The organism is Telluria beijingensis (assembly GCF_030770395.1).
GTDB lineage: Bacteria > Pseudomonadota > Gammaproteobacteria > Burkholderiales > Burkholderiaceae_D > Telluria > Telluria beijingensis.
In genome coordinates this window covers 3,673,332-3,697,958 of record NZ_CP132480.1, presented here as the reverse complement: position 1 = coordinate 3,697,958, position 24,627 = coordinate 3,673,332, and the positions used below count along the sequence as shown (strand labels likewise).

The 24,627-nt window shown below is 66.9% G+C and carries 21 protein-coding genes and 1 pseudogene; 14 read left to right on the top strand and 8 right to left on the bottom strand.

Translation table 11 applies throughout. The annotated features are described in order from the left end of the window. Positions 1-86: 86 nt before the first annotated feature. A complete protein-coding gene (locus Q9246_RS16350; RefSeq protein ID WP_306391700.1) occupies positions 87-971 on the top strand; it encodes a dienelactone hydrolase family protein in 885 nt (294 codons plus the stop codon). A gap of 143 nt (positions 972-1,114) precedes the next feature. Then, positions 1,115-1,849, top strand: coding sequence for a ZIP family metal transporter (locus Q9246_RS16345; protein ID WP_306391699.1), 735 nt, complete (start codon positions 1,115-1,117; stop codon positions 1,847-1,849). Positions 1,850-1,987: 138 nt separating this feature from the next. Here Q9246_RS16345 and Q9246_RS16340 read toward each other — a convergent pair whose 3' ends face one another. From Q9246_RS16340 to Q9246_RS16330, 3 genes are all read right to left on the bottom strand, one after another. Beyond that, on the bottom strand, positions 1,988-2,842 hold the full coding sequence (locus Q9246_RS16340) for a sulfurtransferase (protein WP_306391698.1): 855 nt from the start codon (positions 2,840-2,842) through the stop codon (positions 1,988-1,990). Positions 2,843-2,860: 18 nt separating this feature from the next. Beyond that, on the bottom strand, positions 2,861-3,781 hold the full coding sequence (locus Q9246_RS16335) for a DMT family transporter (protein WP_306391697.1): 921 nt from the start codon (positions 3,779-3,781) through the stop codon (positions 2,861-2,863). An 87-nt stretch (positions 3,782-3,868) separates the two neighbouring features. Beyond that, on the bottom strand, positions 3,869-4,969 hold the full coding sequence (locus Q9246_RS16330; RefSeq protein WP_306391696.1) for an aromatic ring-hydroxylating oxygenase subunit alpha: 1,101 nt from the start codon (positions 4,967-4,969) through the stop codon (positions 3,869-3,871). Between the two features lie 348 nt (positions 4,970-5,317). On the opposite strand from Q9246_RS16330, the gene Q9246_RS16325 reads away from it, so the two are divergent. Genes Q9246_RS16325 through dxs form a run of 3 tightly spaced genes read left to right on the top strand, consistent with a single transcriptional unit; the run spans position 5,318 to position 8,343 of the window. After that, on the top strand, positions 5,318-5,572 hold the full coding sequence (locus tag Q9246_RS16325; protein ID WP_306391695.1) for an exodeoxyribonuclease VII small subunit: 255 nt from the start codon (positions 5,318-5,320) through the stop codon (positions 5,570-5,572). Next, positions 5,569-6,468 carry a polyprenyl synthetase family protein gene (locus Q9246_RS16320; protein ID WP_306391694.1) on the top strand — a complete coding sequence of 300 codons (900 nt, stop codon included), beginning with the start codon at positions 5,569-5,571 and terminating at the stop codon, positions 6,466-6,468. Before Q9246_RS16325 ends, Q9246_RS16320 begins: the two co-directional genes overlap by 4 nt. Continuing rightward, positions 6,469-8,343: a 1-deoxy-D-xylulose-5-phosphate synthase gene (dxs, locus tag Q9246_RS16315; protein WP_306391693.1), complete on the top strand. Its 1,875-nt coding sequence runs from the start codon at positions 6,469-6,471 to the stop codon at positions 8,341-8,343. 71 nt (positions 8,344-8,414) lie between these two features. Here the strand turns inward: dxs and Q9246_RS16310 are convergent, their stop codons facing one another. From Q9246_RS16310 to Q9246_RS16300, 4 genes and pseudogenes are all read right to left on the bottom strand, one after another. Beyond that, positions 8,415-10,862, bottom strand: a complete 2,448-nt coding sequence (locus Q9246_RS16310; protein WP_306391692.1) for a hypothetical protein — start codon at positions 10,860-10,862, stop codon at positions 8,415-8,417. A gap of 340 nt (positions 10,863-11,202) precedes the next feature. Next, positions 11,203-11,463, bottom strand: a pseudogene (locus tag Q9246_RS26560) (DUF4214 domain-containing protein); the annotation flags it as partial. Between the two features lie 167 nt (positions 11,464-11,630). Next, complete coding sequence (locus Q9246_RS16305) at positions 11,631-12,344, bottom strand: 2OG-Fe(II) oxygenase family protein (RefSeq protein ID WP_306391691.1); 714 nt, start codon at positions 12,342-12,344, stop codon at positions 11,631-11,633. A 4-nt stretch (positions 12,345-12,348) separates the two neighbouring features. Beyond that, positions 12,349-12,903 (bottom strand): cob(I)yrinic acid a,c-diamide adenosyltransferase, encoded by a 555-nt coding sequence (locus tag Q9246_RS16300; protein WP_306391690.1) that lies wholly within the window; start codon positions 12,901-12,903, stop codon positions 12,349-12,351. An 81-nt stretch (positions 12,904-12,984) separates the two neighbouring features. Between Q9246_RS16300 and Q9246_RS16295 the strand changes: the two genes are divergently transcribed. The 7 genes from Q9246_RS16295 (at position 12,985) to Q9246_RS16265 (ending at position 19,363) form a co-directional block, all read left to right on the top strand. Then, positions 12,985-14,478: an FAD-linked oxidase C-terminal domain-containing protein gene (locus Q9246_RS16295; RefSeq protein ID WP_306391689.1), complete on the top strand. Its 1,494-nt coding sequence runs from the start codon at positions 12,985-12,987 to the stop codon at positions 14,476-14,478. A gap of 11 nt (positions 14,479-14,489) precedes the next feature. Continuing rightward, complete coding sequence (gene glcE, locus Q9246_RS16290) at positions 14,490-15,560, top strand: glycolate oxidase subunit GlcE (RefSeq protein ID WP_306391688.1); 1,071 nt, start codon at positions 14,490-14,492, stop codon at positions 15,558-15,560. 3 nt (positions 15,561-15,563) lie between these two features. Further along, positions 15,564-16,790, top strand: a complete 1,227-nt coding sequence (gene glcF / locus Q9246_RS16285; RefSeq protein WP_306391687.1) for a glycolate oxidase subunit GlcF — start codon at positions 15,564-15,566, stop codon at positions 16,788-16,790. A gap of 19 nt (positions 16,791-16,809) precedes the next feature. Further along, positions 16,810-17,499: a DNA alkylation repair protein gene (locus Q9246_RS16280; RefSeq protein ID WP_306391686.1), complete on the top strand. Its 690-nt coding sequence runs from the start codon at positions 16,810-16,812 to the stop codon at positions 17,497-17,499. A 65-nt stretch (positions 17,500-17,564) separates the two neighbouring features. Continuing rightward, positions 17,565-17,879: a hypothetical protein gene (locus tag Q9246_RS16275; protein WP_306391685.1), complete on the top strand. Its 315-nt coding sequence runs from the start codon at positions 17,565-17,567 to the stop codon at positions 17,877-17,879. 105 nt (positions 17,880-17,984) lie between these two features. Further along, entirely contained in the window at positions 17,985-18,446 is a 462-nt protein-coding gene (locus Q9246_RS16270) for a hypothetical protein (RefSeq protein ID WP_306391684.1), read from the top strand. Beyond that, on the top strand, positions 18,446-19,363 hold the full coding sequence (locus Q9246_RS16265) for a DUF2145 domain-containing protein (protein ID WP_422802388.1): 918 nt from the start codon (positions 18,446-18,448) through the stop codon (positions 19,361-19,363). The genes Q9246_RS16270 and Q9246_RS16265 overlap by 1 nt, the downstream gene beginning before the upstream one ends. 6 nt (positions 19,364-19,369) lie before the next feature. On the opposite strand, the gene Q9246_RS16260 is transcribed toward Q9246_RS16265, so the two are convergent. After that, positions 19,370-19,852 (bottom strand): glutathione peroxidase, encoded by a 483-nt coding sequence (locus tag Q9246_RS16260; RefSeq protein WP_306391682.1) that lies wholly within the window; start codon positions 19,850-19,852, stop codon positions 19,370-19,372. A gap of 145 nt (positions 19,853-19,997) precedes the next feature. On the opposite strand from Q9246_RS16260, the gene Q9246_RS16255 reads away from it, so the two are divergent. Together Q9246_RS16255 and Q9246_RS16250 are read left to right on the top strand one after the other, a co-directional pair. Further along, positions 19,998-22,238: an outer membrane beta-barrel family protein gene (locus Q9246_RS16255; RefSeq protein ID WP_306391681.1), complete on the top strand. Its 2,241-nt coding sequence runs from the start codon at positions 19,998-20,000 to the stop codon at positions 22,236-22,238. Positions 22,239-22,339: 101 nt separating this feature from the next. Continuing rightward, the gene (locus Q9246_RS16250; protein ID WP_306391680.1) at positions 22,340-24,529 is read left to right on the top strand and encodes a TonB-dependent receptor plug domain-containing protein; all 2,190 of its coding nucleotides are present in this window, start codon (positions 22,340-22,342) and stop codon (positions 24,527-24,529) included. Positions 24,530-24,627: the final 98 nt, after the last annotated feature.

Here is a 24,627-nt window from a genome sequence, read left to right as displayed (position 1 = left end):
ATCTGGACTCATCCGTGCGCACGCGCACGCGGTTGCAGCGATGCTAAACTGGCAAGCCTGTCCAACTTGTCCAGAAGGGGATGTCCATGAAAGATCTCGTCAACGACGGTAACAGCCTGCTCGGCGCCAGCGCCTACGACGATGGCGTGAAGCGGCGCGACTTCCTGAAAGCCGCGGTCGGCACCGGCTTCGCCGCGGCCGCGCTGCCGGTGGTCGCGCAGACCCAGGTCCAGACCGATGCCGAAGGCCTCGACGCGGCCGACAGCATCCTCGTCATCGAGGGCCAGGACGTTCCGGTCTATCGCGCCCAGCCGCGCGGCAAGACCAATGTGCCGGTGATCCTGGTGATTTCCGAGATCTTCGGCGTGCACGAGCACATCAAGGACGTGGCGCGCCGCTTCGCCAAGCAGGGCTATATGGCGATTGCGCCCGACCTGTTCGTGCGCCAGGGCGATGCGACCAAGGCGCCCAATACCGCCGACTTGATCAAGAACATCGTCTCCCGGACGCCGGATGCGCAAGTCATGTCCGACCTCGACACCGTGGTCGACTGGGCCAGGCAGCGCGGCGGCGATACCAAGAAGCTGGGCATCACCGGCTTTTGCTGGGGCGGGCGCATCACCTGGCTGTACGCGGCGCACAACCTGGACGTCAAGGCCGGCGTGGCCTGGTATGGCCGCCTGGTGGGCGAGTCGACGTCGTTCACGCCCAAGCACCCGGTCGACGTGGCCCAGAACCTGAAGGTGCCGGTCCTGGGCCTGTATGGCGCGAAGGACACCGGCATCCCGCTGGACACGGTCCAGCGCATGCAGGCCGCGCTCGACAAGGGCAACAGCCGCTCGACGATCCACGTGTATCCGGATTCGGGGCATGCCTTCCATGCCGATTACCGCCCGAGCTTCAATGCGGCCGACGCCGCGGATGGCTGGAACCGCGCGCTGGCCTGGTTCCGCAAGAACGGCGTCGCCTGAAGGGTGTCACTTAAGGGTCTTGGACGAGGGCGGGCCGGGGGCGGTACAATGTCCGGTTTGCGGATCGCCGCAAGAACAGAACAAGAGGCTTTCAAATCGACCCGCTTTTCGACCCGACCCTGAGTTCCATCCTGCTGGCGACCGTGATCGCCGGCGTCGTCAGCATTTCCGGGGCTGCACTGTTCTCGTTCGCCCTGCTGTCGAAAGTGGTCGAGAAGATGGTCAGCCTGTCGGTCGGCATCATGCTGGCGACCTCGCTGCTGCACGCGCTGCCCGAGGCCTTCGAATCGGGCGCCGACATCAAGAGCCTGTTCGCGACCCTGCTGGCGGGCCTGCTGGCGTTCTTCCTGCTCGAGAAAGTGGCGCTGCTGCGCCATTCGCACCACCACGAGGGCGACGGCCACCACCACGCCCACGGCCACGACAAGCGCGAGGCCGGCAAGTCGGGCTGGATGATCCTGCTCGGCGACGGCATGCACAACTTCACCGACGGCATCCTGATCGCGGCGGCCTTCCTGGCCGACCCCGAAGTGGGCATCGTGACCGCGCTGGCCATCGTCGCCCACGAGATCCCGCAGGAGATCGGCGACTTCATCGTGCTGCTCAACGCCGGCTTCTCGCGCCTGCGCGCCTATGTGTTCAACCTGCTGTGCAGCCTGCTGGCGGTGGCGGGCGGCCTGCTGGGCTACTTCACGCTGGACCAGGCCAGCGGCCTGATTCCGTATGTGCTGGTGTTCGCGTCGTCGGGCTTCATCTATATCGCGGTGAGCGACCTGATGCCGCAGATGCAGCGCCGGGCGACGTTCAGGGAGACGGTGCCGCAGGTGTTCCTGATCGGCCTGGGCGTGGCGCTGGTGGTCGCGCTGCACGCGTTTTGAGGTGGGGGGCTGCGGTGAAGACTTGGGTTCCCGCCTTCGCGGGAACGACGGTTCATCGGTAATTGGCAAGCGACGGTTGACGTGGTGCGCGGCCTCCGCACGTCGTTCCCGCGAAGGCGGGAACCTGAGTTCCAACGATTAATCCGCGCCTTTGGCGACCGGCCGTGTCGGATCGCCGACCCACTCGCTCCACGACCCCGGATACAGGCTGGCGCCCGGCATGCCGGCCACTTCCAGCGCCAGCAGGTTGTGGCAGGCGGTCACGCCCGAGCCGCACTGCATGATGGCTTGTTGTGGATCGTCGATCAGGGCGCCGAACTCCGCGCGCAGTTGTCCTGCATCCTTGAACCGGCCATCCGCCTGCAGATTGTCCTTGAAGAAGCGGTTCTTCGCCCCCGGGATGTGACCGCCGACCGGATCGATGGTCTCGTTCTCGCCGCGGAAGCGGTCCGCCGCGCGCGCATCGATCACGATCCGCTGGCCGCTCTCCAGGTTGTCCATCACCTCGCGCACCGTCACGGTCGGCACGAAGGGCGCGCGCATGGTGAGCGAACCGTGGGCCTTGACCGGAACCTCGCTTGATAAGGACAGCCCCAGCGCCTGCCAGGCCGCCATGCCGCCATCGAGCACCGCCACCGCCTCGTGCCCCAGCCAGCGCAGCAGCCACCACAGGCGCGCCGCGAACATGCCGCCGTGGGCGTCGTAGGCAACCACCTGCGTGTCGTCGCCGATGCCGAAAGCGCGCAGGGCGTCGGCCAGCGCTTCTTTCTCCGGCAGCGGATGGCGGCCAAGGAACACGCTGTCAGGCCCGCGCCTGGCGCCCGACAGCACGGTCTCGATGTCGGCGAACACCGCGTTCGGCAGGTGGCCGGCGGCATAGCCTTCGCGGCCAGCCGCGAGATTCACCAGGTCGTGGCGGCAATCCACCACTACCCACTGCGGGTCGTCGATATGGGCGGCCAGTTCGCTGGCCGAAATCAGGGTCTTGTACATGGGATGAACACGCTCCTTCTACGATTCGCTGACCACGGGGTCCTGGTCCTTGACGACAGCGCCGCGCGCCGTCTTGCGGGTATTGTAGAACGTCGCGGCCAATCCCGAGACCAGGATCACGCCGATGCCCAGCCACACATGCCAGTCGAAGGCGTCGCCCCACAGGATCAGGCCCCACAGGGTGGAGAACACGATGCCGGTGTACTGCAGGTTGGCCACCACCAGCACCTTGCCGACGCGGTAGGCGCGGGTCATGCACATCTGGGCGATCAGGGCGGCGCCGCCGATCCCCAGCAGCAGCAGGAAGCCGTACGGCGTGTGCGCGTGGAACACGGCGCCTTGCGGCCCGTCCCCGGCCACGGTGGCGAACAGCCCGACCAGGGTCGTGGTCAGCGAGAAGTAGAACACCACCCGGTACTCGGGCTCCCCCAGTTGGCCGAGCCGGCGCACCTGCATATAGGCCATGGCCGAGATGATCGACGAGCACACGCCCGCCAGGCCGCCCAGCCACTGGTTGCTCTCGACCGCCGGCTGCAGCACCATGGTCACGCCGAAGAAGCTGGCCGCGATTGCCAGCACCAGCGGCCATTCGGCATGCTTCGACCCGGTCCACCAGCCCATGGCGAACATCCAGGCCGCGATCCAGATCGGCGCCATGTAGTTGAGCGTCATGGCAGTGGCCAGCGGCAGGCGGCCGATCGCGAAGAACCACAGCCACAGCGAAGTCACGCCGACCAGGCTGCGCCACAGGTGGGCCTTGCCGAACGGGGTCTTGAAGGTGCCGCCCTGGCGGCGCACCATGAACAGCAGGATGACGGTGCCGACCAGGCCCCGGTACATCAGCAATTCGGACGTGGAATAGAACTCGGAAGCCAGCTTCACGCCCGCGCCCATGGCGGCGAATGCGAAGCTGGCGTACAACATCCAGAGGGAGGCCATCGGATTTCCAGTGAAAGGCCGCGGCGCGAAAGCCGCGCGGCCGGTGGCGCCACGGGGAGGTGGCGCCGGTTTGCTTACAACGCGGGGTTACAACGCGATCTTGCTGCGATACCACTCATGGAAGTGCTGCATGCCGTCTTCCATCGGCGACTGGTAGGGTCCTACCTCGTTGACGCCGCGCGCCAGCAGGATCTTGCGGCCGGCGTCCATGCGCAGGCCGATCTCGTCGTCTTCGACCGCCGTCTCCATATAGGCGGCGCGCTCGGCCTCGACGAACTCGCGCTCGAACAGCACGATCTCTTCAGGATAGTAGAACTCGACCACGTTGCGGGTCTTGCCCGGGCCGTCGGGCCACAGGGTCGACACCACCAGCACGTTCGGGTACCACTCGACCATGATGTTCGGGTACAGGGTCAGCCAGATCGCGCCATACTTGGGCGGCTGGCCGTTGTTGAACTTCAGCACCTGCTCCTGCCAGCGCTTGTAGGCCGGCGAACCGGCCTTCTGCAGCGCGCGGTTCACGCCCACGGTCTGCACGCTGTAGTCGCTGCCGAATTCCCATTTCAGGTCGTCGCACGAGACGAAGTTGCCCAGGCCCGGGTGGAACGGCTCGACGTGGTAATCCTCCAGGTAGACCTCGATGAAGGTCTTCCAGTTGTAGTCGCACTGGTGGACTTCGACGTGGTCCAGCATGTAGCCGGTGAAGTCCAGGTCTTTCGTCACCGACAGCTTGCCCAGTTTCTCCATCACGTCGTAGCCGTTCTGTTCGAACAGCAGGCCGTTCCAGTTCTGCAGCGGGGTCCTGGACAGGTTCAGGCACGGCGTGTCCGCGAAATGCGGTGCGCCGATCAATTCGCCCTTCAGGTCATAGGTCCAGCGGTGCAGCGGGCACACGATGTTCTTCGCATTGCCGCGGCCATTGAACATCAGCGCCTGGCGGTGGCGGCAGACGTTGGACAGCACTTCGATGCCGCCCGCGTTACGCACCAGCATGCGGCCTTCGTGTTCGGAGGCGAGCGTCGCGAAATCGCCGGTTTCCGGCACCATCAATTCATGGCCGATATAGCGCGGGCCATTGCGGAACAGTTGCTGCATTTCGCGCTCGAGCAGCGCGTCGTCAAAGTACACATTTACCGGAAGCTGTGCGTTCGAGCGCGCCAGCTTGGCGTGGGTAGCCAGATCGGACATCCCAACCCCCCTTTAAGTAAGCTTCCAAAGAAGAGAAAGAATCCAAAGACCAGTATTTAAGTAGAGGAATACGGTATTTCGGACAGAACCGGAGATTATACTGTGGAACGGGCTCTACCGTCTTGGGCCGGCGCGAGATTGCGGTGCGCAGCGCTTGGTATGTTGCCGATGAGGCATCGTTTTCATGATGAGATTGGGAGGTCTGCCCGATTCTTGACGAGCTTGCTAGTTATGAATGCTGCAATGTGCACCCCCCGTGGGGTGGGATTGATCTAAAATACGCGATTGGATTGACCCACGGCGCACAAAGCGCGCGCTCACGATACAGACTTATTTATGGCAAAGAATATGACAGCGGACAGCGCGCCGGCGGCGACGGCGACCGCACCGCAATCCTTCGAGCAGGCGATGGCCGAACTGGCCCAGCTCGTGACACAGATGGAATCCGGCGCGCTGCCGCTGGAAGCCTCGGTCGCGGCCTATGCGCGCGGCTCGGAACTGGTCAAGTATTGCGCGGCCCAGCTCGAAAAAGTCGAATCCCAGGTCAAGGTGCTCGAAGGCGACATGCTCAAGCCGTTCAGCGACGACGAGGCCGCGCAATGACGGTCCAGGACTTCAGCGCCTGGACCCGCGACGTCCAGGCCCGGGCCGAAGAAGCGCTCGACGCCTTCCTGCCGCCCGCCGAACGGGTGCCGCACAAGCTGCACGAAGCGATGCGCTACACCACGCTGGGCGGCGGCAAGCGCGTGCGTCCGCTGCTGGCCTATGCCGCCGGCGTGCTGTTCGAGGCCGATCCCGCGGCGCTGGCCCGGGTCGCGAGCGCGGTCGAGATGATCCACGTGTATTCGCTGGTGCACGACGACATGCCATGCATGGACGACGACGCCCTGCGCCGGGGCAAGCCAACGGTGCATGTGGCCTACGACGAAGCCACCGCGCTGCTGGTCGGCGATACCCTGCAGGCGCAAGCCTTCGAGGTGCTGGCGCAGATCGACGCCGCCACCGTGCCGCCGGCGCGCCTGCTGGCGATGGTGCGCCTGCTGGCGCAGGCCGCGGGCTCCGCCGGCATGTGCGGCGGCCAGGCGATCGACCTCGATAGCGTCGGCCTGGCGCTCACCCGCGAACAGCTCGAACGCATGCACCAGCTGAAAACCGGCGCCATGCTGCGCGTGTCGGTGCTGCTCGGCGCGCTCGCCGGCCGCGAACTGGCGGCGCACGAACTGGAAGCGCTGGATGCCTATTCGAGCGCCGTGGGCCTGGCATTCCAGGTGGTCGACGACGTGCTGGACGCCACTGCCGATTCGGCCACGCTGGGCAAGACCGCCGGCAAGGACGCGGCCGACAACAAACCGACCTATGTGTCGATCCTCGGACTGGAGCCATCGCGCGCGCTGGCCGAGCAACTGCGGCGCGACGCGCACGACGCGCTGGCGCCATTCGGAGACAAAGCTCAGCGTCTGCGTGAACTCGCGGACCTGATCGTGCAGCGGAAGGCCTAAATGAACCTGCTAGAAAAAATCAACGACCCATCCGACCTGCGCAAGCTGCAGCGCACCCAGCTCACGCCGCTGGCCCACGAGCTGCGCCAGTTCCTGCTCGAATCTGTGTCCAAAACGGGCGGCCACCTGTCGTCCAACCTGGGCACGGTGGAACTGACGATCGCGCTGCACTATGTGTACGACACGCCGCGCGACCGCATCGTGTGGGACGTCGGCCACCAGACCTATTCGCACAAGATCCTGACCGGGCGCCGCGGCCGCATGCCCACCTTGCGCCAGCTGAACGGCCTGTCGGGCTTCCCCAAGCGCGACGAGAGCGAATACGACACCTTCGGCACCGCCCACTCGTCGACCTCGATCTCGGCGGCGCTGGGCATGGCCGCCGCGGCCAAGATCAAGGGCGAGGACCGCCACGCGATCGCCGTCATCGGCGACGGCTCCATGACGGCCGGCATGGCGTTCGAAGCCCTGAACAATGCGGGCGTCGAGGATGACGTCAACCTGCTGGTCATCCTGAACGACAACGACATGTCGATCTCGCCGCCGGTGGGCGCCCTGAACCGCTACCTGGCGCGCCTGCTGTCTGGCCAGTTCTATGCCGCCGCCAAGAACGTCGGCAAGAGCGTGCTGCCGACGCCGGTGCTCGACCTGGCGCGCAAGCTCGAAGAGCACGCGAAAGGCATGGTGGTCCCGGCCACGATGTTCGAGGAATTCGGCTTCAACTACATCGGCCCGATCGACGGCCACGACCTCGACTCGCTGATCCCGACGCTGGAAAACATCAAGAAGCTCAAGGGCCCGCAATTCCTGCACGTGGTGACCAAGAAGGGGCAAGGCTACAAGCTGGCCGAGGCCGAGCCGATCCTGTACCACGGCACCGGCAAGTTCAACCACCTCGAAGGCATCAAGCCGTCGACCGCACCGAGCAAGATCACCTACACCGAGGTGTTCGGCAACTGGCTGTGCGATATGGCGGCGGCGGATAAACGCCTGGTCGGCATCACGCCCGCCATGCGCGAAGGCTCGGGCATGGTGCGCTTCCACCAGGAATACCCGCAGCGCTACTTCGACGTCGGCATCGCCGAGCAGCATTCGGTGACGTTCGCGGCCGGCATGGCCACCGAGGGCGTGAAACCGGTGGTGGCGATCTATTCGACCTTCCTGCAGCGCGCCTACGACCAGCTGATCCACGACGTGGCGCTGCAGAACCTGGACGTGACCTTCGCGCTCGACCGCGCCGGCCTGGTCGGCGCCGATGGCGCAACCCACGCCGGCAACTACGACCTGGCCTACCTGCGCTGCATCCCGAACATGGTGGTGATGGCCGCGTCGGACGAGAACGAATGCCGCCAGATGCTGACCACGGCCTACCACTATCCCGGCCCGGCCGCGGTGCGTTATCCGCGCGGCGCCGGCGTCGGCGCGCCGTTGGTCGAGGCCTTGACCTCGATCGAGATCGGCAAGGGCGAAGTGCGCCGCACCGGCAAGGAGATCGCGATCCTGGCCTTCGGCTCGATGGTGGCGCCAAGCATGAAGGCGGGCGAGGAACTCGACGCGACGGTGGCGAACATGCGCTTCGTGAAGCCGCTCGACGTCGACCTGGTCAAGCGCCTGGCGCAGGACCACGACCTGATCGTGACGGTGGAAGAGGGCTGCATCATGGGCGGCGCCGGCGCCGCGGTGATGGAAGCGCTGGCCGAAGCCGGCGTTGCCAAACCGGTGCTGAACCTGGGCCTGCCCGACAACTTCATCGACCAGGGCGATCCGGCGCTGCTGCTGGCGTCGGTCGGCCTGGATGCCAAGGGCATCGCGGCATCGATCCGCGCGCGCCTGGTGGCGCAGGGCGAGCCGCGGCTGGTGGTCAATAACGGTTGAGCGCTACGGTCGTGAAATGAAAAAACCCGCTTTCGCGAGAAAGCGGGTTTTTTATCGGCCCTGCCAGGAGATCAGCCGCCCAGGATGCCGCCGCCGATGGCGGTCTCGGTGACGCCTGCCGGGGTGTAGACCACGTTGCCGAAGCCGTTGAGCGCGATGCTGCCCGAGCCGACGACCTGGATCGCGATGTCGTCGCTGGTGATGACGCTGTCGCCATCGTCGACGATCAGGTACTGGTCGCCCTCGATCGTCATCAGCACCGCGTCGCCGGCCGAGCTTGCGGCCGTGTTGTAGGCCGCCGTGATGGCGGCGAACAGGGCTTCGAAGCCGCTGTCCTCTGGCTGCTGCATCACGCCGTGGCCTACGCCGTTCACCACACGGCCGAAGTCGAAGGTGAACGCGTCGCCGCTGGTGGTGTCCACGATGTCGAAGCTGCGCGGGGTCTCGTCGCTGAACCACGAGCCGATGTTCGAGTCCATGCTGGACGCGATCACCAGGGTGTCGGCGCCGCCGGACAGGTGGATGTCGTCGCCGCCGATGCCGCCGTTGAGGATATCGGCCAGCGCGCTGTCGCTGATGGTGTCGTTGCCTTCCTGCCCGCGCAGGTAGACGGCATGCAGCGGATCGGCCGCCGCCAGCACATTGTCGCCATACGGATCGTCGGCCACCGTGCCGTTGCCGCTGTAGAGCACTTCGCCGGTGAGGCCGGTGAATTGCGCAGGGGTCAGGTCCAGCACCGCGGTGTTTTCCAGTTTCAGCAGCGAGATGCCGTCGCCGCCGGTGGACGCCACATAGGCATCGCGGCCCACCTGGCCGGCGAATACCGCGCCGTCTTTCAGGTAGTTTTCCAGGTGGTTGCCGGCGTCGCGCAGCAGGTCCTCGACCGAGGCGTAGTACGTCGTGCTGGTGGTCAGGCCAAGCGTGCTGTCGAGCAGCGTGCCTTCGGCGAAACCGAGCTTGTCGCCTTCGGCCACGCTGAAGTCGGTGATGGTGTCGAAGCCGCCGTTCACTGCCTTGCCGTCGAGGTCGTACTGCACCACCGCGTCGCCGGCCTGGAGCAGCATGAAGGTGTCGGCGCCCGCGCCGCCGGTGAACAGGTCGGCGCCGGCGCCGCCGGCCAGCAGGTCGTCGCCCTCGAAGCCGAGCAGGGTGTCGTCGCCCGCGCCGCCGTACAGGGTGTTGACGCCGGTGTCGCCGGTCAGGATATCGTTACCGTCGAAGCCCCAGGCCACCGCGCCCGTTACCTCGTCATCGCCATCGGTGCCGAGCGTGTAGACCATGCCTTCGCTGTCGGTCACGCTATCGCCCTTGGTCGGGACCACTTCGAGGATGCCGCTGGCGGCCTTCGACTGGGCGCCGATCGATACCGTGCCGACGGTCGCGCCGTGGCTGGCGTCAAGGGATTCCACCGCGGCCTGGCCGCCCGGCGAGGCCAGGTAGATCGCGCCGGCGACGGTGCTGCCCAGCGAGATGCCATCCGCGGTCGCGCTCACGGTCAGGCTGTCGCTGGCCTCGGGGGCGATGGTGAAGGTGAGTCCCGATTCCAGGCTGGTATTGCCGGCCGCGTCGATCTGGCGCACCAGCACGGTGTGGGTGCCGTCTTTTAGTTCGGGCGCCTTGTCACTCCAGCCGTCGCCGCTCGTCGGCTGACTGGTTTCCGACGTGGTCGCCAGCAGCGAGATGGCCGGCAGCGCGACCTGGGTCAGGACCTTGTACTGTACCAGGGCGTCGGTTTCCACACCGGTCACCAGCAGGCTGTCGTCTGCAGCCAGCGCCACGATCGGCGCGGCGGCGAAATGGTCGTACACGATCGCCTGGCTCACCGGGGTGGTGGTGGCGCCGCTGGCGTCGGCCGCGCGCAGTTGCACGATGGTGACGACATTGGCGTTATTCTGCGCTGCCATCGGGGTCGGCAGCAGCAATGACGGCAGGGCCGCCTCGACCGGGGCGGCCAGCGCCAGGTCCTTGATGACCACCTGGTTGGTCGCGGCCGAGACGTCGATGCCGGTCTTGATCCACTTGACGCCGTCGACGCTGTATTCGAAGTGCTGGCCTGCCTTCAGGTCGGCGCCCTTGTAGCTGAAGGTGACGTCGGCGACGCTCTTGTTGGTGACGTTGTCGTCGTGGCTGTCGAGCGCGCCCTGGCCGACGCCTTCGAAGGCGAGGGTCAGCGAGAACACCGGGCCCGGTTCCGGGATCGGCTTGGTCGGGTACACCACTTCCACCGCGGCCGGCAGGCCGCCAGTGGCCAGCGCATCGACCACGTCCTGCAGGGTGGCCTCGGACGGCATCACCTTGAGGACCTTGTCCATGCCGCCGCCGCGCAGCAGCGAATCGAGCGTGACCGGGTCGCCGGCGGCTGCCTTGGCGGTGTCGGCCAGGGCCTGCGCCAGTTCGACTGGCTCGGCGACGCCGCGCGGGGTGTCGAACAGGGCCAGCAGGGTGGTATTGACGGCGATTGCCTCGACCACTTGCGGGGTCTTGGTGGCGGTATCGGCGAACGAGACGGCGGCTTTCACCAGTTTGTCCAGGTCGGCGGCGGTGNGTATTGACGGCGATTGCCTCGACCACTTGCGGGGTCTTGGTGGCGGTATCGGCGAACGAGACGGCGGCTTTCACCAGTTTGTCCAGGTCGGCGGCGGTGGCGTCCGGGGTCACGGCGCGCACCAGGATGCGGGCCGCTTCGATCGAGGCGTAGCCGTCGTACTGGCTGCCGGTCGCCTCGACCTGGGCGGTGAAGGCGTCGACCGCCTGCTGGCGCAGCACCGACAGGGTCGCGTCGCTGCCCTGGGCGCCTTTCAGGATCGAGATGGCGACGTCGGCCAGCGAGGCGTGGCCCTGTTCGATCGCATTGGTCCAGAAGGCCAGGCCAGCAGGCTCGGGGGCGCGGTTGAACAGTTGCTGGTAGATCTCGGCGATGCGCTCGACCACGCTGTCGTCGCCGAAGCGCACTTGCGCTTCCTGCGAGGTCGAGAAGGCTTGCGTGATGGCGCCCAGGTCGCCGTTGTTGTCGGCGAGCTGCCCGGACCAGAACGCGAGGCCGGCCACGTCGGCCGGACGGCCGTAGAAGGCCAGGTAGAAGGAATTGACGGTGGATTCGTTGGTGCTGAAAATGCGCATGATAGGCCAAGGTAGACGAGCGGAATCGAAATGTTTCCGCTTGGAATTAGTCTAAGGCCAATCCAGTAAAAGTGAAATATTGTTCCGTATCTTTACTGGTTCCCCATCAAAAATATAGGGATAATGAACGATCTATAGATGAAAGTTCGGTAACAGTGCAACGTAGGCTAGCCCGGTTGACCGAACAGGGTCTCGGCGCGCTGGTACAGGATCCACGAGGTGGCGATGTATTTATCGCCGCTGATCGGCACATTGCCGCGGTGGGTGTGGGTAAAACCGGCCGGCGCGATCACCAGCCGCCCCTTTCGTGGCGCGATCTTGCGGCCCTGGTACAGGAATTCGGTCTCGCCGCCTTCGTCCACGTCGTTGAGGTAGAACATCCACAGCAGCACCCGGTGCAGCGAATCGCAGCTGGCGTTCTGCGGATAGATCTCGGAATGCCAGTGGTGGTAGCCGCCGCTCGCCTGCCGGTACTTTTGCAGATTGATGGTGCCGGGGCGGTACAGCGTGCGCAGCAGGGTGTCGATGTAGGGGATGCCCACTTCGTCGAAATTATCCATCGACAGCACGGTGGGCGCGCCGGTCTGCGGATGCTTCAGGGTGGGGGACAGTGAGCCCATCAACAACATGCGGTAGCGCCGGGCGTAGTCGGCCAGGTGGCGGCTCATCGTCTCGAGCAGCAGCTGGGTGACGTCGTCCCATTCGCGGTGCAGGTTGATGGTGATGTCGTAGCTGTCCTTCTTCTCGACGTCGACGCCGTTGCCGGTGCGCCCGCGCACCACCTTGTCGCTGGCGTCGAAGCGGGCGATGAGCGCATCGCACTGCTGTGCAGTGAGCACGTCGTCGTAGACGCCGATGAAGTCTTCCACCCGGTCGTCCATGGGATCAGCCCCGTTTGCGCTCGTGCTGCCACAGCACGTCGCTGCCGCCGGCATGGCGGTTCAGCACGCGCGCCAGCACGAACATCAGGTCGGACAGGCGGTTCACGTACTGGCGCGGATGGGCGTGGATCTGCTCGGCCTTCGACAAGGCCACGATCGCGCGCTCGGCGCGCCGGCACACGGTGCGGCACACATGGGCAGTGGAGGCCGCGCGCGAGCCGGCCGGCAGGATGAATTCCTTCAGGATCGGCAGGTCGGCATTGTATTTCTCGAGCAGGCCGTCGAGGCGCGCCACGTGTTCTTCCTTGATCATCTGGAAGCCGGGGATGCACAGCTCGCCGCCCAGGTCGAACAGGTCGTGCTGGATCGTGACCAGCTCTTCGCGCAATGCGGCCGGCATGTCTTCGCACAGCAGCAGGCCGACGAAGGAATTGAGTTCGTCGACTTCGCCCAGGGCGTGGATGCGCGCGCTGTCCTTGCCGGTGCGGCTGCCGTCGCCCAGGCCGGTGCTGCCGTCGTCCCCGGTGCGGGTCGCGATTTTAGAGAGTCGGTTGCCCATGATGTTGTCTTATGCGTTGGTGAGAAAAAACGATGGGACGAGCATACGACAAAACGTGGCGATTGTGCTTACAATCGAAGCATGCCTCACCTCGTTTCCGAATCCGCCCACGATCCAGCAGCGCGCCGTGCGCAGGTGGCGGCGGCCCTGCGCGCGCGGCTGCCCGCATCCTGCGTCCTGTCCGACCCCGAAGATACCCGGCCCTATGAATGCGACGGCCTGGCCGCCTATCGCCAGCTGCCGCTGGCGGTCACGCTGCCGACCGACGAGCAGCAGGTGCTGGCGATCCTGGACGTCTGCCGCGAACTGAAGGTGCCGGTGGTGCCGCGCGGCGCCGGCACCGGCCTGTCGGGCGGCGCGCTGCCGATCAGCGATGGCGTCGTGCTGTCGACCGCGCGCATGAGCCAGATCAAGCAGGTCGACCCGTTGGCGCGCACCGCCGTCGTGCAGCCCGGCGTGCGCAACCTGGCGATCTCCGAGGCCGCCGCGCCGTTCGGCCTGTACTACGCGCCCGACCCGTCGTCGCAGATCGCCTGCACCATCGGCGGCAACGTGGCCGAGAACGCGGGCGGGGTGCATTGCCTCAAGTACGGCCTGACGGTGCATAACGTGCTGCGGGTGCGGGTGGCGACCATCGAGGGCGACATCGTCGAACTGGGCGGCGCGGCGCTCGATGCGCCGGGGCTGGACCTGCTGGCCGTGTTCATCGGCTCCGAGGGCATGCTGGGCATCGTGCTTGAAGTAACCGTCAAGCTGGTGCCGAAGCCGGCGCTGGCCCAGGTCATCATGGCCTCGTTCAACGACGTGGTCACGGCCGGCAATGCGGTGGCCGATGTGATCGCGGCCGGCATCATCCCGGCCGGGCTCGAGATGATGGACCGCACCTCGGTGCGCATGGTCGAACCCTTCGTGAAGGCCGGCTACGACCTCGACGCCGCCGCCATCCTGCTGTGCGAGGCCGATGGCACGGCGCTCGAAGTGGCCGAGGAGATTGCGCGCATGAGCGCGGTGCTCGAGCGCGCCGGCGCGACCGCGATCGCGGTGTCGCAGAGCGAGGCGGAGCGGGTGCGCTTCTGGTCGGGCCGCAAGAACGCCTTCCCGGCGGCGGGCCGCATCTCTCCCGATTATTACTGCATGGACGGCACCATTCCGCGCAAGCAGCTGGCGCGGGTGCTAAGCGGCATCGCCGCCATGGAACACACGTATGGCCTGCGCTGCTCGAACGTGTTCCATGCGGGCGACGGCAATATGCATCCGCTGATCCTGTTCGATGCCAGCGCGCCGGGCGAATTCGAACGCGCCGAGGCCTTCGGCGCCGCGATCCTGGCGCTGTGCGTCGAGGTGGGCGGCACCATCACCGGCGAGCATGGCGTGGGCAAGGAGAAGATCGATTCGATGTGCGTGCAGTTCGGCCGCAAGGAGCTCGACGCCTTCTTCGCGGTCAAGCATGCCTTCGATCCGGTGGCGCTGCTCAATCCGGACAAGGCGATTCCCACTCCGCACCGCTGCGCCGAATTCGGCAAGCTGCACGTGCACCATGGCCAGGTTCCGTTCCCCGACCTGCCGCGATTTTGAACGAGAGCCAGATGGGAACGATCGATTATTTCCAGGAGCGGGTGCGGGCCGCAGTGGCCAGCGGCCAGCCGCTGTGCATCCGCGGCGGCGGCAGCAAGGACTGGTATGGCGGAGCGCCGCGCGGCGACATCCTCGATACCAGAGATCACGCCGGCATCGTCGACTACGAGCCGACCGAACTGGTGATCACGGCGCGCTGCGGCACGCCGCTGGCCGAGATCGAGGCCGTGCTCGCCCGGCACGGGCAGAAGCTGGCCTTCGAGCCGCCGCATTTCGGGCACGGCGCCACGCTGGGCGGCACGGTCGCGGCCGGGCTGTGCGGCCCGCGGCGCGCCACCAGCGGCGCCACGCGCGACTTCGTGCTCGGCGCCCAGCTGATGGACGGGAAGGGCGACGTGCTGTCCTTCGGCGGCCGGGTGATGAAGAACGTGGCCGGTTATGACGTCTCGCGCATGCTGGCCGGTTCGCTGGGCACGCTCGGCCTGCTGCTCGAGGTGTCGCTCAAGGTGCTGCCGCGGCCCTTCGCCGAGACCACGCTGAGTTTCGCCATGAGCGAGACCGACGCGATCCGCCGCCTCAACGAATGGGGCGGCCAGCCGCTGCCGCTGTCGGGCAGCATCTGGTGCGACGGCATGCTGGCGCTGCGCCTGTCCGGCGCCGAGGCGGCGGTCGACGCCGCGGTCCGTTCGCTCGGCGGCGAGGCATTGCCGGACGCCGCCGCGTTCTGGACCGGCGTGCGCGAGCAGCGGCATGCCTTCTTCGCCGGGGATGCGCCCCTGTGGCGCCTGTCGCTGCCGTCGACCACCGGCGCACTGGCGGCACAAGGCGCCACGATGATCGAATGGGGCGGCGCCCAGCGCTGGCTGCGCGCCGATGGCGACCCGGCCACGGCGGCCGCGATCCGGCGCGCGGCGCAAGCCTGCGGCGGCCATGCGACCCTGTTCCGCGGCGGCGACAAGAGCGTCGGCGTGTTCCAGCCGCTGGCGCCGGCGCTCGCGCGCATCCATGCGCGCATGCAGGACGCCTTCGATCCCGCGCGCGTCTATAATCCGGGCCGCCTGTATCCGGGCAGCGAGACCTGAACCATGCAAACCCAACTTGCCGACTTCATCAAGGGCACGCGCGAAGGCGCCGAGGCCGAAGCGATCCTGCGCGCCTGCGTGCACTGCGGCTTCTGCACCGCCACCTGTCCCACTTACCAGTTGCTGGGCGACGAACTCGATGGCCCGCGCGGCCGCATTTACCTGATCAAGCAGGTGCTCGAAGGCGCCACACCGACCCGCAAGACCCAGCTGCACCTGGACCGCTGCCTCACCTGCCGCAATTGCGAGACCACCTGTCCCTCGGGCGTCAAATATGGCCGCCTGGTCGACATCGGCCGCAAGCTGGTCGACGAACGGGTTCCGCGGCCTTTGGGAGAACGCATCAAGCGCACCACGCTCAAGGAATGCCTGCCGCGCGGCGCGCTGTTCAAGCCGGCTTATCAAGTGGGGCAGGCGCTGCGGCCCCTGCTGCCCGCGGCCCTGCAGGACAAGCTGCAGCCGGCGCGCGCCGCCGGCCGCTGGCCGACGCGGGTCCATGCGCGCAAGATGCTCCTGCTGGATGGCTGCGTGCAGCCGGCGATGGCGCCGAACATCAATGCCAGCGCCGCGCGCGTGCTCGACGCGCTGGGCGTGCAACTGCTGGTGGCGCCGAAGGCCGGCTGCTGCGGCGCGCTGCGCTACCACATGAACGACCAGGACGGCGGCCTGGACGATATGCGGCGCAACGTCGATGCCTGGTGGCCCTATGTGGAACAGGGCCAGGTCGAGGCGATCGTGATGACCACCTCCGGTTGCGGCGTCACGGTCAAGGAATACGGCCACCTGCTGGCGCACGATCCCGGCTACGCCGACAAGGCGCACCGCATCAGCGAGCTGACGCGCGACCTGTCCGAGATCCTGCCGCAGTTCGAGGAGCAGATCAGGGCGCGCGTGCAGGGCAGGGCCGCGCCGCGCGTCGCGTATCACCCTCCTTGCACGCTGCAGCACGGCCAGCAGATCCGCGGCAAGGTTGAAGGCGTGCTGCACGCGGCCGGCGTGGACGTGGTGCTGTGCGCCGACAACCACCTGTGCTGCGGCTCGGCCGGCGCCTATTCGGTGCTGCAGCCAGAGATTGCACATGCGCTGCGCGACCGCAAGCTGGCCAGCCTGGCCGCGACCGGCGCGGAGGACATCGTGTCGGCCAATATTGGCTGCATCGGCCACCTGCAGTCGGGAACGGACAAGCCGGTCGGGCACTGGATCGAGCTGCTCGAACGGGTTCTCGGCTGATGGCATGGCGGACGCGCATATGACAGCCGGTGATGTCGCCGCCGCCATCGAAGCACGGCTGCGATCGCTGGCCAATCCTGAACGTGCGGCGCCGATGCGGGCCTATTTGCTGGACCAGTTCGACTTCCTCGGCATCCCGACGCCGGCACGCCGCGCGGCCATCAAGGACCTGGTCGCCCAGCCGCTGGCGGACGCCGACACCGTGCTCGCGGCGGCCGACCTGCTGTGGCGCTTGCCGGAGCGCGAATTCCGTTACGCCGCTATCGACCTGCTCCGGCGCCAGCAGCGCCATCTCGTTCCATTGCACCTGCCCGCGATCCAGGCCTTGCTGCTGCGCGAGCCGTGGTGGGAAACCGTCGACGGGCTGGTGGCGGTCATCGGCGCGATCCTGCGCGCGGCAAGCAAGAACGGCAACGGCGCGCAGGCCAGGATGGACGACTGGATCGGGCATGGCAGTTTCTGGGTGCGGCGCGCGGCGCTGCTGCACCAACTGGGCTGGCGCCTGGAGACCGACGAGCAGCTGCTCGGCGCATACTGCCTGCGGCTGGCGGACGAACGCGAATTTTTCATTCGCAAGGCCATCGGCTGGGCCTTGCGCGATTATGCGCGCTGGAATCCGGATTTTGTGCGCGCCTTCGTCGCCGACCACGGCGCGCGCCTGTCCGGGCTGACGCTGCGCGAAGCGTGCCGGCGCTTGCCGACAGAATAAACGTGTTAGCATCGCGCCGAACCCGGCCATCGGCCGGTGACCGGTGCAACACTACAGGAACGATCTTGAGCTTCACCTTCCAACTCGTGCGCGACGACGAGGGCGGCCCGGCCGCCGTGGTCTTCGAAGACAGCAGCAGCCCCGGCCTGGTCCCGGTGTGGGAAGCGGCCGGCGTCTACGACGCGCTGTACAACAGCGACGGCCGCATCGCGCGCGACGTTTCGCGCGCGCTCGCCTTCGGCCTCGATCGGTTGAACGAAGACGCCTCGCTGGCCAGCCTGCTGCCGCCCGGCGTCTCGATGAGCGAGGCGATCCGCTTCCTCGACAACGTCGACCGCGGCTGCACCATCCACGGCGTGGCGCGCATCCACACACGCTGACGCCGATTTTTTGCGCTTTTGGCAAGGGAGGGCGACGGCGCTATGGTCTTCGGGCGCCAAGGCTTGTACCATGTGAGCGTTTTGCTCGACAATGAAGGCTTGCATATGACCGCTCCACTCCTCTCCCGTACGCTGTGCCTGGCCGTGTTCGCGGCCGCCTGCGCCATTCCCGCACAGGCCGAAAGCTTCGCTTCGTCCGCATCCAGCGCCGGCTCGGCCTCCTCGGCCAGCATCTCCGATTCGATCAGCGATTCCAGCACCAGTTCCAGCGGCGACAACAAGGTGGCCGCCGGCGACTACCGCGTGATCGACATCGCCCAGGCGCCGAACAAGAAGGACACTATCCGCCTGACCCTGCGCGCCGAAGCGGGCCAGGCCAGGACCTTCTTCCTCGACGTGCCCAACCGCGCCATGGACCAGCGCCAGGTGAACGCGGGCGAGGTGGTGCGCGTCAGCGAGCGCGTCTACGGCTACGAGTTCGCCCATGCCGATACCCAGCGTCCGTTCTTCCTGGCGCTGCAGGACGCGTGGCACAACGACCTGGCCTCGCGCAAAGTCACCATCTGATGCTGCGCCGCGCCGTCGCCGCGGCCGCCCTGGCGCTCGGCCTCGGCGCCGTCGCCAGCGGCGAAGCCCGGGCCGGCCTGCCGACGTTCTGCGAGCGCGAACAGGACATCACCGCCCTCGAGCAGGACCGCGTGCTGCGCTTCGCCGGCGTGGTGCGGCAGGAGCTCGAACGCTCCGGCGGCAAGGTCGCGCTGATCTCTCGCGCCGGCACCGACCTGAGCCGCTTCGGCCTGCTGTATTCGCATGCCGGCGTCGCGCTGCGCGACGATGCCGATGGCGCCTGGGCCGTGCGCCAGCTGTACTACGCCTGCGACGACGCACGCCCGCACCTGTTCGACCAGGGCATCTCGGGCTTCGCCCTCGGCGCCGACGCGCCGTCCAGCGGCCATGTGTCGCTGCTGTTCCTGCCCGACGACGATAGCGCGTCGCTTGAGCGCGCCGCGCGCGACAAGGCGCTGGCGCTGGCCCTCCTGGCCGGGAAGTACAGCGCCAATGCCTACGCCTACGGCACTGAATACCAGAACTGCAACCAGTGGGTGGCCGAGCTGCTGGCGGGCGCCTGGGGTGGGGTGGCTGCGACGACCGGACAGGTACGCACGCGGGCGCAGGAGTGGCTGCGCGCGCAGGGCTATGTCCCCGGTCCGGTCAGGGTGCCGGGACACTTGCTGATGTTCGCCGGCCAGTTCGTGCCGCTGGTGCACGTGAACGACCATCCGGTCGACGACATCCACGCGCTCGCGCTGCAGGTGAGCGTGCCGGCCTCGATCGAGGCCTTCGTGCGCCAGCGCGCGCCGCAGACGCGGCGCGTGGAGATCTGTCACGATGAAGGACGGATCGTCGTGCGGCGCGGCTGGGAGCCGCTCGGCACCGGCTGCGAGCCGGGACCGGACGACGAGGTCACGCTGCTGGCCCCGTGAGCGGTCTCACGCCGCCAGCAGCTTCTCGATATCCCCCTTCAGGTCTTCGGGCTTGGTGGCCGGCGCGTAGCGCTTGACCACGGCGCCGTGGCGGTCGACCAGGAATTTGGTGAAGTTCCACTTGATTCCCTCGGTCCCCAGCACGCCCGGCGCCTCGCCCTTCAGGAAGCGGAACAGCGGATGGGCGTCGTCGCCATTGACGTCGATCTTGGCGAACATCGGGAAGGTGACGCCGTAGTTCTTTTCGCAGAAGGCGCCGATCTCGGCCTCGCTTCCCGGTTCCTGGTGGCCGAACTGGTTGCAGGGGAAGCCCAGCACCACCAGGCCGCGCTCGGCGTACTGGCGCTGCAGTTCCTCGAGGCCCTGGTATTGCGGGGTGAAGCCGCAGGCGCTGGCGGTATTGACGATCAGGAGCGCCTTGCCGCGATAGCGGTCCAGGTCGACCGGCTGGCCGTCGAGGGCGGTGGCGTTGAAATCGTAGGCGTTCATCGTGCTCTCCCGGATGGTAAAGACGCCAGTGTAGAGCAATGCGCGGCAGCCTGTGGTTTTGTCGCCCTTTGCATTTCTTAACGTCTTGCGGGCGTATCGCGTGCGACAATCACGCTCGTTCAATTGTCCAGCTTCCCGGGTTGTCATGCCACGTCACCGTTCTTCCGTCCTGCTGCTCGCGCCGATCGTGGCCGGCACGCTGCTCGCTCCCGCCCACGCCACCGTCCAGCAGGCGCCTGCCGCCACGCCGGCCGCCACCGTGCCGGCGCCGGAAGCCGAAGTCCCGGTGCAATCGACGGTCGCGGTCAGCGCCGCACGTTCGTCGAACCGCATCGACCGCCAGGCCTACGACGTCAAGAGCGATTCGGCCTCGACCAACGACACCATCGCCGACACCCTGAACAAGGTGCCGTCGGTCGCGGTCGACCCGGACGGCAACGTGACCCTGCGCGGGCGCAGCAATGTGCAGATCCTCATCGACGGTAAACCGTCGGCCATGATGCAGGGCGAGAACCGCGCCGCCGCCCTGAACGCGCTGCCGGCCGCCGACCTCGAGTCGGTGGAAGTGATCAACAACCCCGGCGCGCAGTTCGGCAACGAAGGCGGCGGCGGGCCGATCATCAACCTGGTGATGCGGCGCGAGCGCACGCCGGGCAGCTTCGGCGTCGTCAACGCCAACGCCGGCCAGGAAGGCCGCTTCAATGCCTCGACCTTCGGCAGCTACACGGGCGGCCGCCTGAGCGTGCAGGGCGCGCTGTTCGGCCGCCGCGACAGCCGCGGCTCCACCGGCGAGACGACCCGCGACCGCATCGACCCGGCGACCGGCGCCGTGGCCAGCAGCGTACAGACGTCGACCAGCGAAAACGACACCGACGCCGCCGGCTTCAACGGCTCGCTCAACTACAACCTGGGCGAGAAGGATGTCATCTCGCTCAAGGCCAACTTCAGCGCCACCAGCCAGGAGGGCCTGTCGTCGGAGCGTTACCGCGGCACTGACGCGAGCGGGGCGGTCGAGAGCGAATACCCGCGTTCGACCGCGCGCGACACCAATGGCCGCAACTACACCCTGAGCGCGGGCCTGGACCACAAGGGCGAGGCGCCGGGCGAAATCTTCAAGACCGACCTGCGCCTGTCCGGTACCCGCAACGAGGCCGACGTCCGCTTCGCCAACGATTACTCGGTGCGCCCGATCAACGCGCCCGAGCCGCTGACCCGCCAGGACAACCTGAACCAGACCCGCATCGTCGACTTCACCGGCGACTACGAGCGGCCGGGCGAGTCGGGTGTGCTCAGGCTGGGCTACAAGGTCGCCCGTAACAGCAGCGTGATCGATACCCGCTTCCTGGACATCGATCCGGGCACCCTGTTCGAAAGCGTGAACGGTGCGCGCACCAACCGTTTCGAGCTGGTCGACACCACGCTGGCGCTGTACGGTACTTACCAGATGCGACTGGGCGAGAAATGGGGCGTGCTGGGCGGCCTGCGCACCGAATACACCGATCTCGACATCGACCAGGTCACCACCGGCATCAAGGCCGGCAACCACTACCTGGAAGCGATCCCCAGCGCCTTCCTCACCTATGACCTGTCGGACCAGACCGCGCTGCGCCTGAGCTACGCGCACCGCATCCGCCGTCCCGGCGCCTCGGACCTGAATCCTTTCGTGATCTACCGCGACGAACTGAATGTCTCGTCGGGCAATCCGGACCTGATGCCGACCGAGTCCGACTCGCTCGAACTCGGCGTCGAGACGAAGCTGGGCAATGTCGAGACCAATGTGCGCCTGTATGCGCGCCGCGATACGGACCTGATCTCGGAGCGCCGCTACTTCATCTCCGACACCGTCCTGCTCACCACGCGCGAGAACGCCGGCAGCAGCAATTCGGGCGGCCTCGAATTCTCGTTCAGCGGCCGCGCCACGCCGAAGCTGACGATCAATGCCAGCGGCAATATCGGCTATTCCGAGCAGTCGGTGCTGGGCAACGTCAACGACGACAAGCGCAGCGCGACCTCGATCGCCGGCCGCGCGCGTTTCAGCTACCAGTTCGACCCGGCCAACAGCCTGCAACTGGTGCTCAATGCCCAGGGCAAGACGCTGTTCGGCGAGGGTTACCGCCAGCCGACCCGCACCGCGGACCTCAACTACCGGCGCAACCTGAGCCAGGCCCTGAGCCTGGTCGTCAACATCAACGACATCTTCGATTCGCAGAAAACCGAATCGATCACCGAGACCGACCGCCTGCGCGAATACAGCATCCGCCGCCAGGATGGGCGCCTGGTCTATGTGGGACTGTCGTACCGCTTCGGCAGCTTCGGCAGCGGCCGTGGTCCGCGCGGGCCGGGCTTCGGGCCGCCGGGTGGCGGCATGGGACCGGGACCCCGGTAAATACGGGCGCCATGCCACGCGAATAATTGCGGCAAGTAGGCGTGGGCGCGGCAAGCTGTGACAGAATACGGGGATTGCCGTCCACTCCGTTCCCGATTCCGATGCTCCGACCGACGCCCATCGCGCTGATCCTCGCCGCCCTGTTCGCGCTGCCCGCCGCCGCTCAAACAAGCCCACCCTCCGCCCCGCCATCCGACCCGCCGCCGCTCGCCGAAGAGACCATGCAGCAGGTCGAAGTCAAGGCCGACGCCAACTCCTACGACCCGCGCCGCGACGACACCGCCAGCCGCATGGTGGTGTCGAACGAAGAGATCAAGCGCTATGGCGACACCTCGGTGCTCGATGTCTTCAAGCGCCTGCCCGGCATCACCGTCGGTGGCGGCGGTGGTCGCGGCGCGGGCGAGATCCGCATGCGCGGCCTGGGCAGCGGCTACACGCAAATCCTGATCAATGGCGAGCGCGCGCCGGCAGGCTTCGATATCGACCAGCTGTCGCCCGACGTCATCGAACGGATCGAGATCCTGCGTGCGGCCAGCGCCGAGTTCTCGACCCAGTCGATCGCCGGCACCATCAATATCGTGCTTAAGCGGGTGGTGCGCAAGGCGCAGCGCGAGCTGCGCGTCGGCTACGGCAAGAGCGAGGACGCCAGCAATCCGAGCGCCAGCCTGAACATGTCGGACCGTCTCGACGGCCTGTCGTACTCGCTCGGCGCGAGCGTCTGGCGCTACACCTTCGACCGCCCGCAACCCTATGAGGAAACGCAGACCGACCCGGAAGGCCGCCTGACGCAACTGCGCCGCACCGCGCAGACCGACAGCGGCAGCCCGCAGGGCTTCAACCTCACGCCGCGCCTGAACTGGACGCTCGAGAACGGCGACACGGTCAGCTGGCAGACCATGGTCTCGTACAACCAGAACGACTACCACGGCGATGCCGTGACCACGACCGCGCTGGGCGCGCCGCCGCCGTACGACGTGCGCGACATGAACAGCGAGGGCAGCCACACGATGCTGCGCTCCGACCTGAACTGGGTGCACAACCTCGAAGAAGGCGCGAAGCTCGACCTCAAGCTGGGCGTGAACGGCACCCGCAACCGCGGCGACTGGCGCGAGTTCGACTACAACCTGGACCGGCTGGCGCGCGACTCCACGGTCCTGAGCGCGACCGATGAACGCGGCGTGACCTCGGTGGGCAAGTACACCACGCCGTGGCTGAAGGACCACGCGCTGGCGATGGGCTGGGATGCCGGCTACACGCGGCGCGAGGACGAACGCGGCGAGGTCGAGGTGTTCCCGCTGCTCGGGCGCGACGTGCTGTCGAACGAAGGCTACGACGCCACCATCAAGCGCCTGGCGCTGTATGTCCAGGACGAGTGGAACCTGAGCAAGCAATGGTCGATGTATGCCGGCCTGCGCTGGGAAGGGCTGGAGACCACCAGCGAGGGCAATACCTTCGAGACCAGCACCAACCGCGCCAGCGTGTTCTCGCCGCTGGCCCAGACGCTGTATAAAATCCCGGACAGCCGCGACCAGGTGCGCCTGGCGCTGACCCGCACCTTCAAGGCGCCGTCGGCCAGCAACCTGATCCCGCGCCGCTTCACGACGCCCAACAACAGCCAGACCGAACCTGACTACCGCGGCAACCCCGACCTGCAGCCGGAACTGGCGACCGGCATCGACGCCGCCTACGAGCACTGGTGGGCCGACAAGGCGCTGCTCAGCGCCAGCGTGTCGGTGCGCCGCATCGAGGACTACACGCGCCAGGGGCTGATCCTGGAAGACGGGCGCTGGATCCAGACCCCGGTCAACGACGGCGACGCGCTCACGCGCAGCCTGGAGCTGGAGGCGAAATTCCCGCTGTCGGCCGTGCTGGCCGATGTACCCGAAATCGACCTGCGCGCGAGCCTGTCACGCAACTGGTCCGAGGTGGACGCCGTGCCGGGGCCGGACAACCACCTGGACCAGCAAGTGCCGCTGTCGGCCACGCTGGGCCTCGACTACAAGACCCGCGACGGCAAGCTGACCACTGGCGCGAGCTTCGCGTTCAAGAACGGCGGCCCGGTGCGGGTCAACGAGGAACAGTCGCGCTACCAGAGCGTGCGGCGCGATCTCGATGTGTATGCGTTGTGGAAGTTCAATCCGAAGTACCAGCTGCGGCTGGCGGCGTCGAATCTGTTGCGTCAGGATGGCATTTCGGATTCGCGCTACACCGATGAATTCGGAACCTTGCGCCGGACTAGTTTCAGTGAAGGGCAGACCATGGCGAGGGTGACGCTGGAGTCGCGCTTCTAAGTTGGATTGCGAATGGCGGCGTCATTCCATTGTTAGCCTCTGATACGTCGTTCCCGCGAAGGCGGGAACCCAAGCTTGCATGCTTGGCCACTGACGTT

Bases quoted from the DNA above. Each gene is read 5' to 3' on its own strand.
- Q9246_RS16350 (WP_306391700.1), top strand. From the start codon at position 87: ATGAAAGATCTCGTCAACGACGGTAACAGCCTGCTCGGCGCCAGCGCC.
- Q9246_RS16340 (WP_306391698.1), bottom strand. From the start codon at position 2,842: ATGTACAAGACCCTGATTTCGGCCAGCGAACTGGCCGCCCATATCGAC.
- Q9246_RS16335 (WP_306391697.1), bottom strand. From the start codon at position 3,781: ATGGCCTCCCTCTGGATGTTGTACGCCAGCTTCGCATTCGCCGCCATG.
- Q9246_RS16330 (WP_306391696.1), bottom strand. From the start codon at position 4,969: ATGTCCGATCTGGCTACCCACGCCAAGCTGGCGCGCTCGAACGCACAG.
- Q9246_RS16325 (WP_306391695.1), top strand. From the start codon at position 5,318: ATGACAGCGGACAGCGCGCCGGCGGCGACGGCGACCGCACCGCAATCC.
- Q9246_RS16320 (WP_306391694.1), top strand. From the start codon at position 5,569: ATGACGGTCCAGGACTTCAGCGCCTGGACCCGCGACGTCCAGGCCCGG.
- dxs (WP_306391693.1), top strand. From the start codon at position 6,469: ATGAACCTGCTAGAAAAAATCAACGACCCATCCGACCTGCGCAAGCTG.
- Q9246_RS16305 (WP_306391691.1), bottom strand. From the start codon at position 12,344: ATGGACGACCGGGTGGAAGACTTCATCGGCGTCTACGACGACGTGCTC.
- Q9246_RS16300 (WP_306391690.1), bottom strand. From the start codon at position 12,903: ATGGGCAACCGACTCTCTAAAATCGCGACCCGCACCGGGGACGACGGC.
- Q9246_RS16295 (WP_306391689.1), top strand. From the start codon at position 12,985: ATGCCTCACCTCGTTTCCGAATCCGCCCACGATCCAGCAGCGCGCCGT.
- glcE (WP_306391688.1), top strand. From the start codon at position 14,490: ATGGGAACGATCGATTATTTCCAGGAGCGGGTGCGGGCCGCAGTGGCC.
- glcF (WP_306391687.1), top strand. From the start codon at position 15,564: ATGCAAACCCAACTTGCCGACTTCATCAAGGGCACGCGCGAAGGCGCC.
- Q9246_RS16280 (WP_306391686.1), top strand. From the start codon at position 16,810: ATGACAGCCGGTGATGTCGCCGCCGCCATCGAAGCACGGCTGCGATCG.
- Q9246_RS16270 (WP_306391684.1), top strand. From the start codon at position 17,985: ATGACCGCTCCACTCCTCTCCCGTACGCTGTGCCTGGCCGTGTTCGCG.
- Q9246_RS16265 (WP_422802388.1), top strand. From the start codon at position 18,446: ATGCTGCGCCGCGCCGTCGCCGCGGCCGCCCTGGCGCTCGGCCTCGGC.
- Q9246_RS16260 (WP_306391682.1), bottom strand. From the start codon at position 19,852: ATGAACGCCTACGATTTCAACGCCACCGCCCTCGACGGCCAGCCGGTC.
- Q9246_RS16255 (WP_306391681.1), top strand. From the start codon at position 19,998: ATGCCACGTCACCGTTCTTCCGTCCTGCTGCTCGCGCCGATCGTGGCC.
- Q9246_RS16250 (WP_306391680.1), top strand. From the start codon at position 22,340: ATGCTCCGACCGACGCCCATCGCGCTGATCCTCGCCGCCCTGTTCGCG.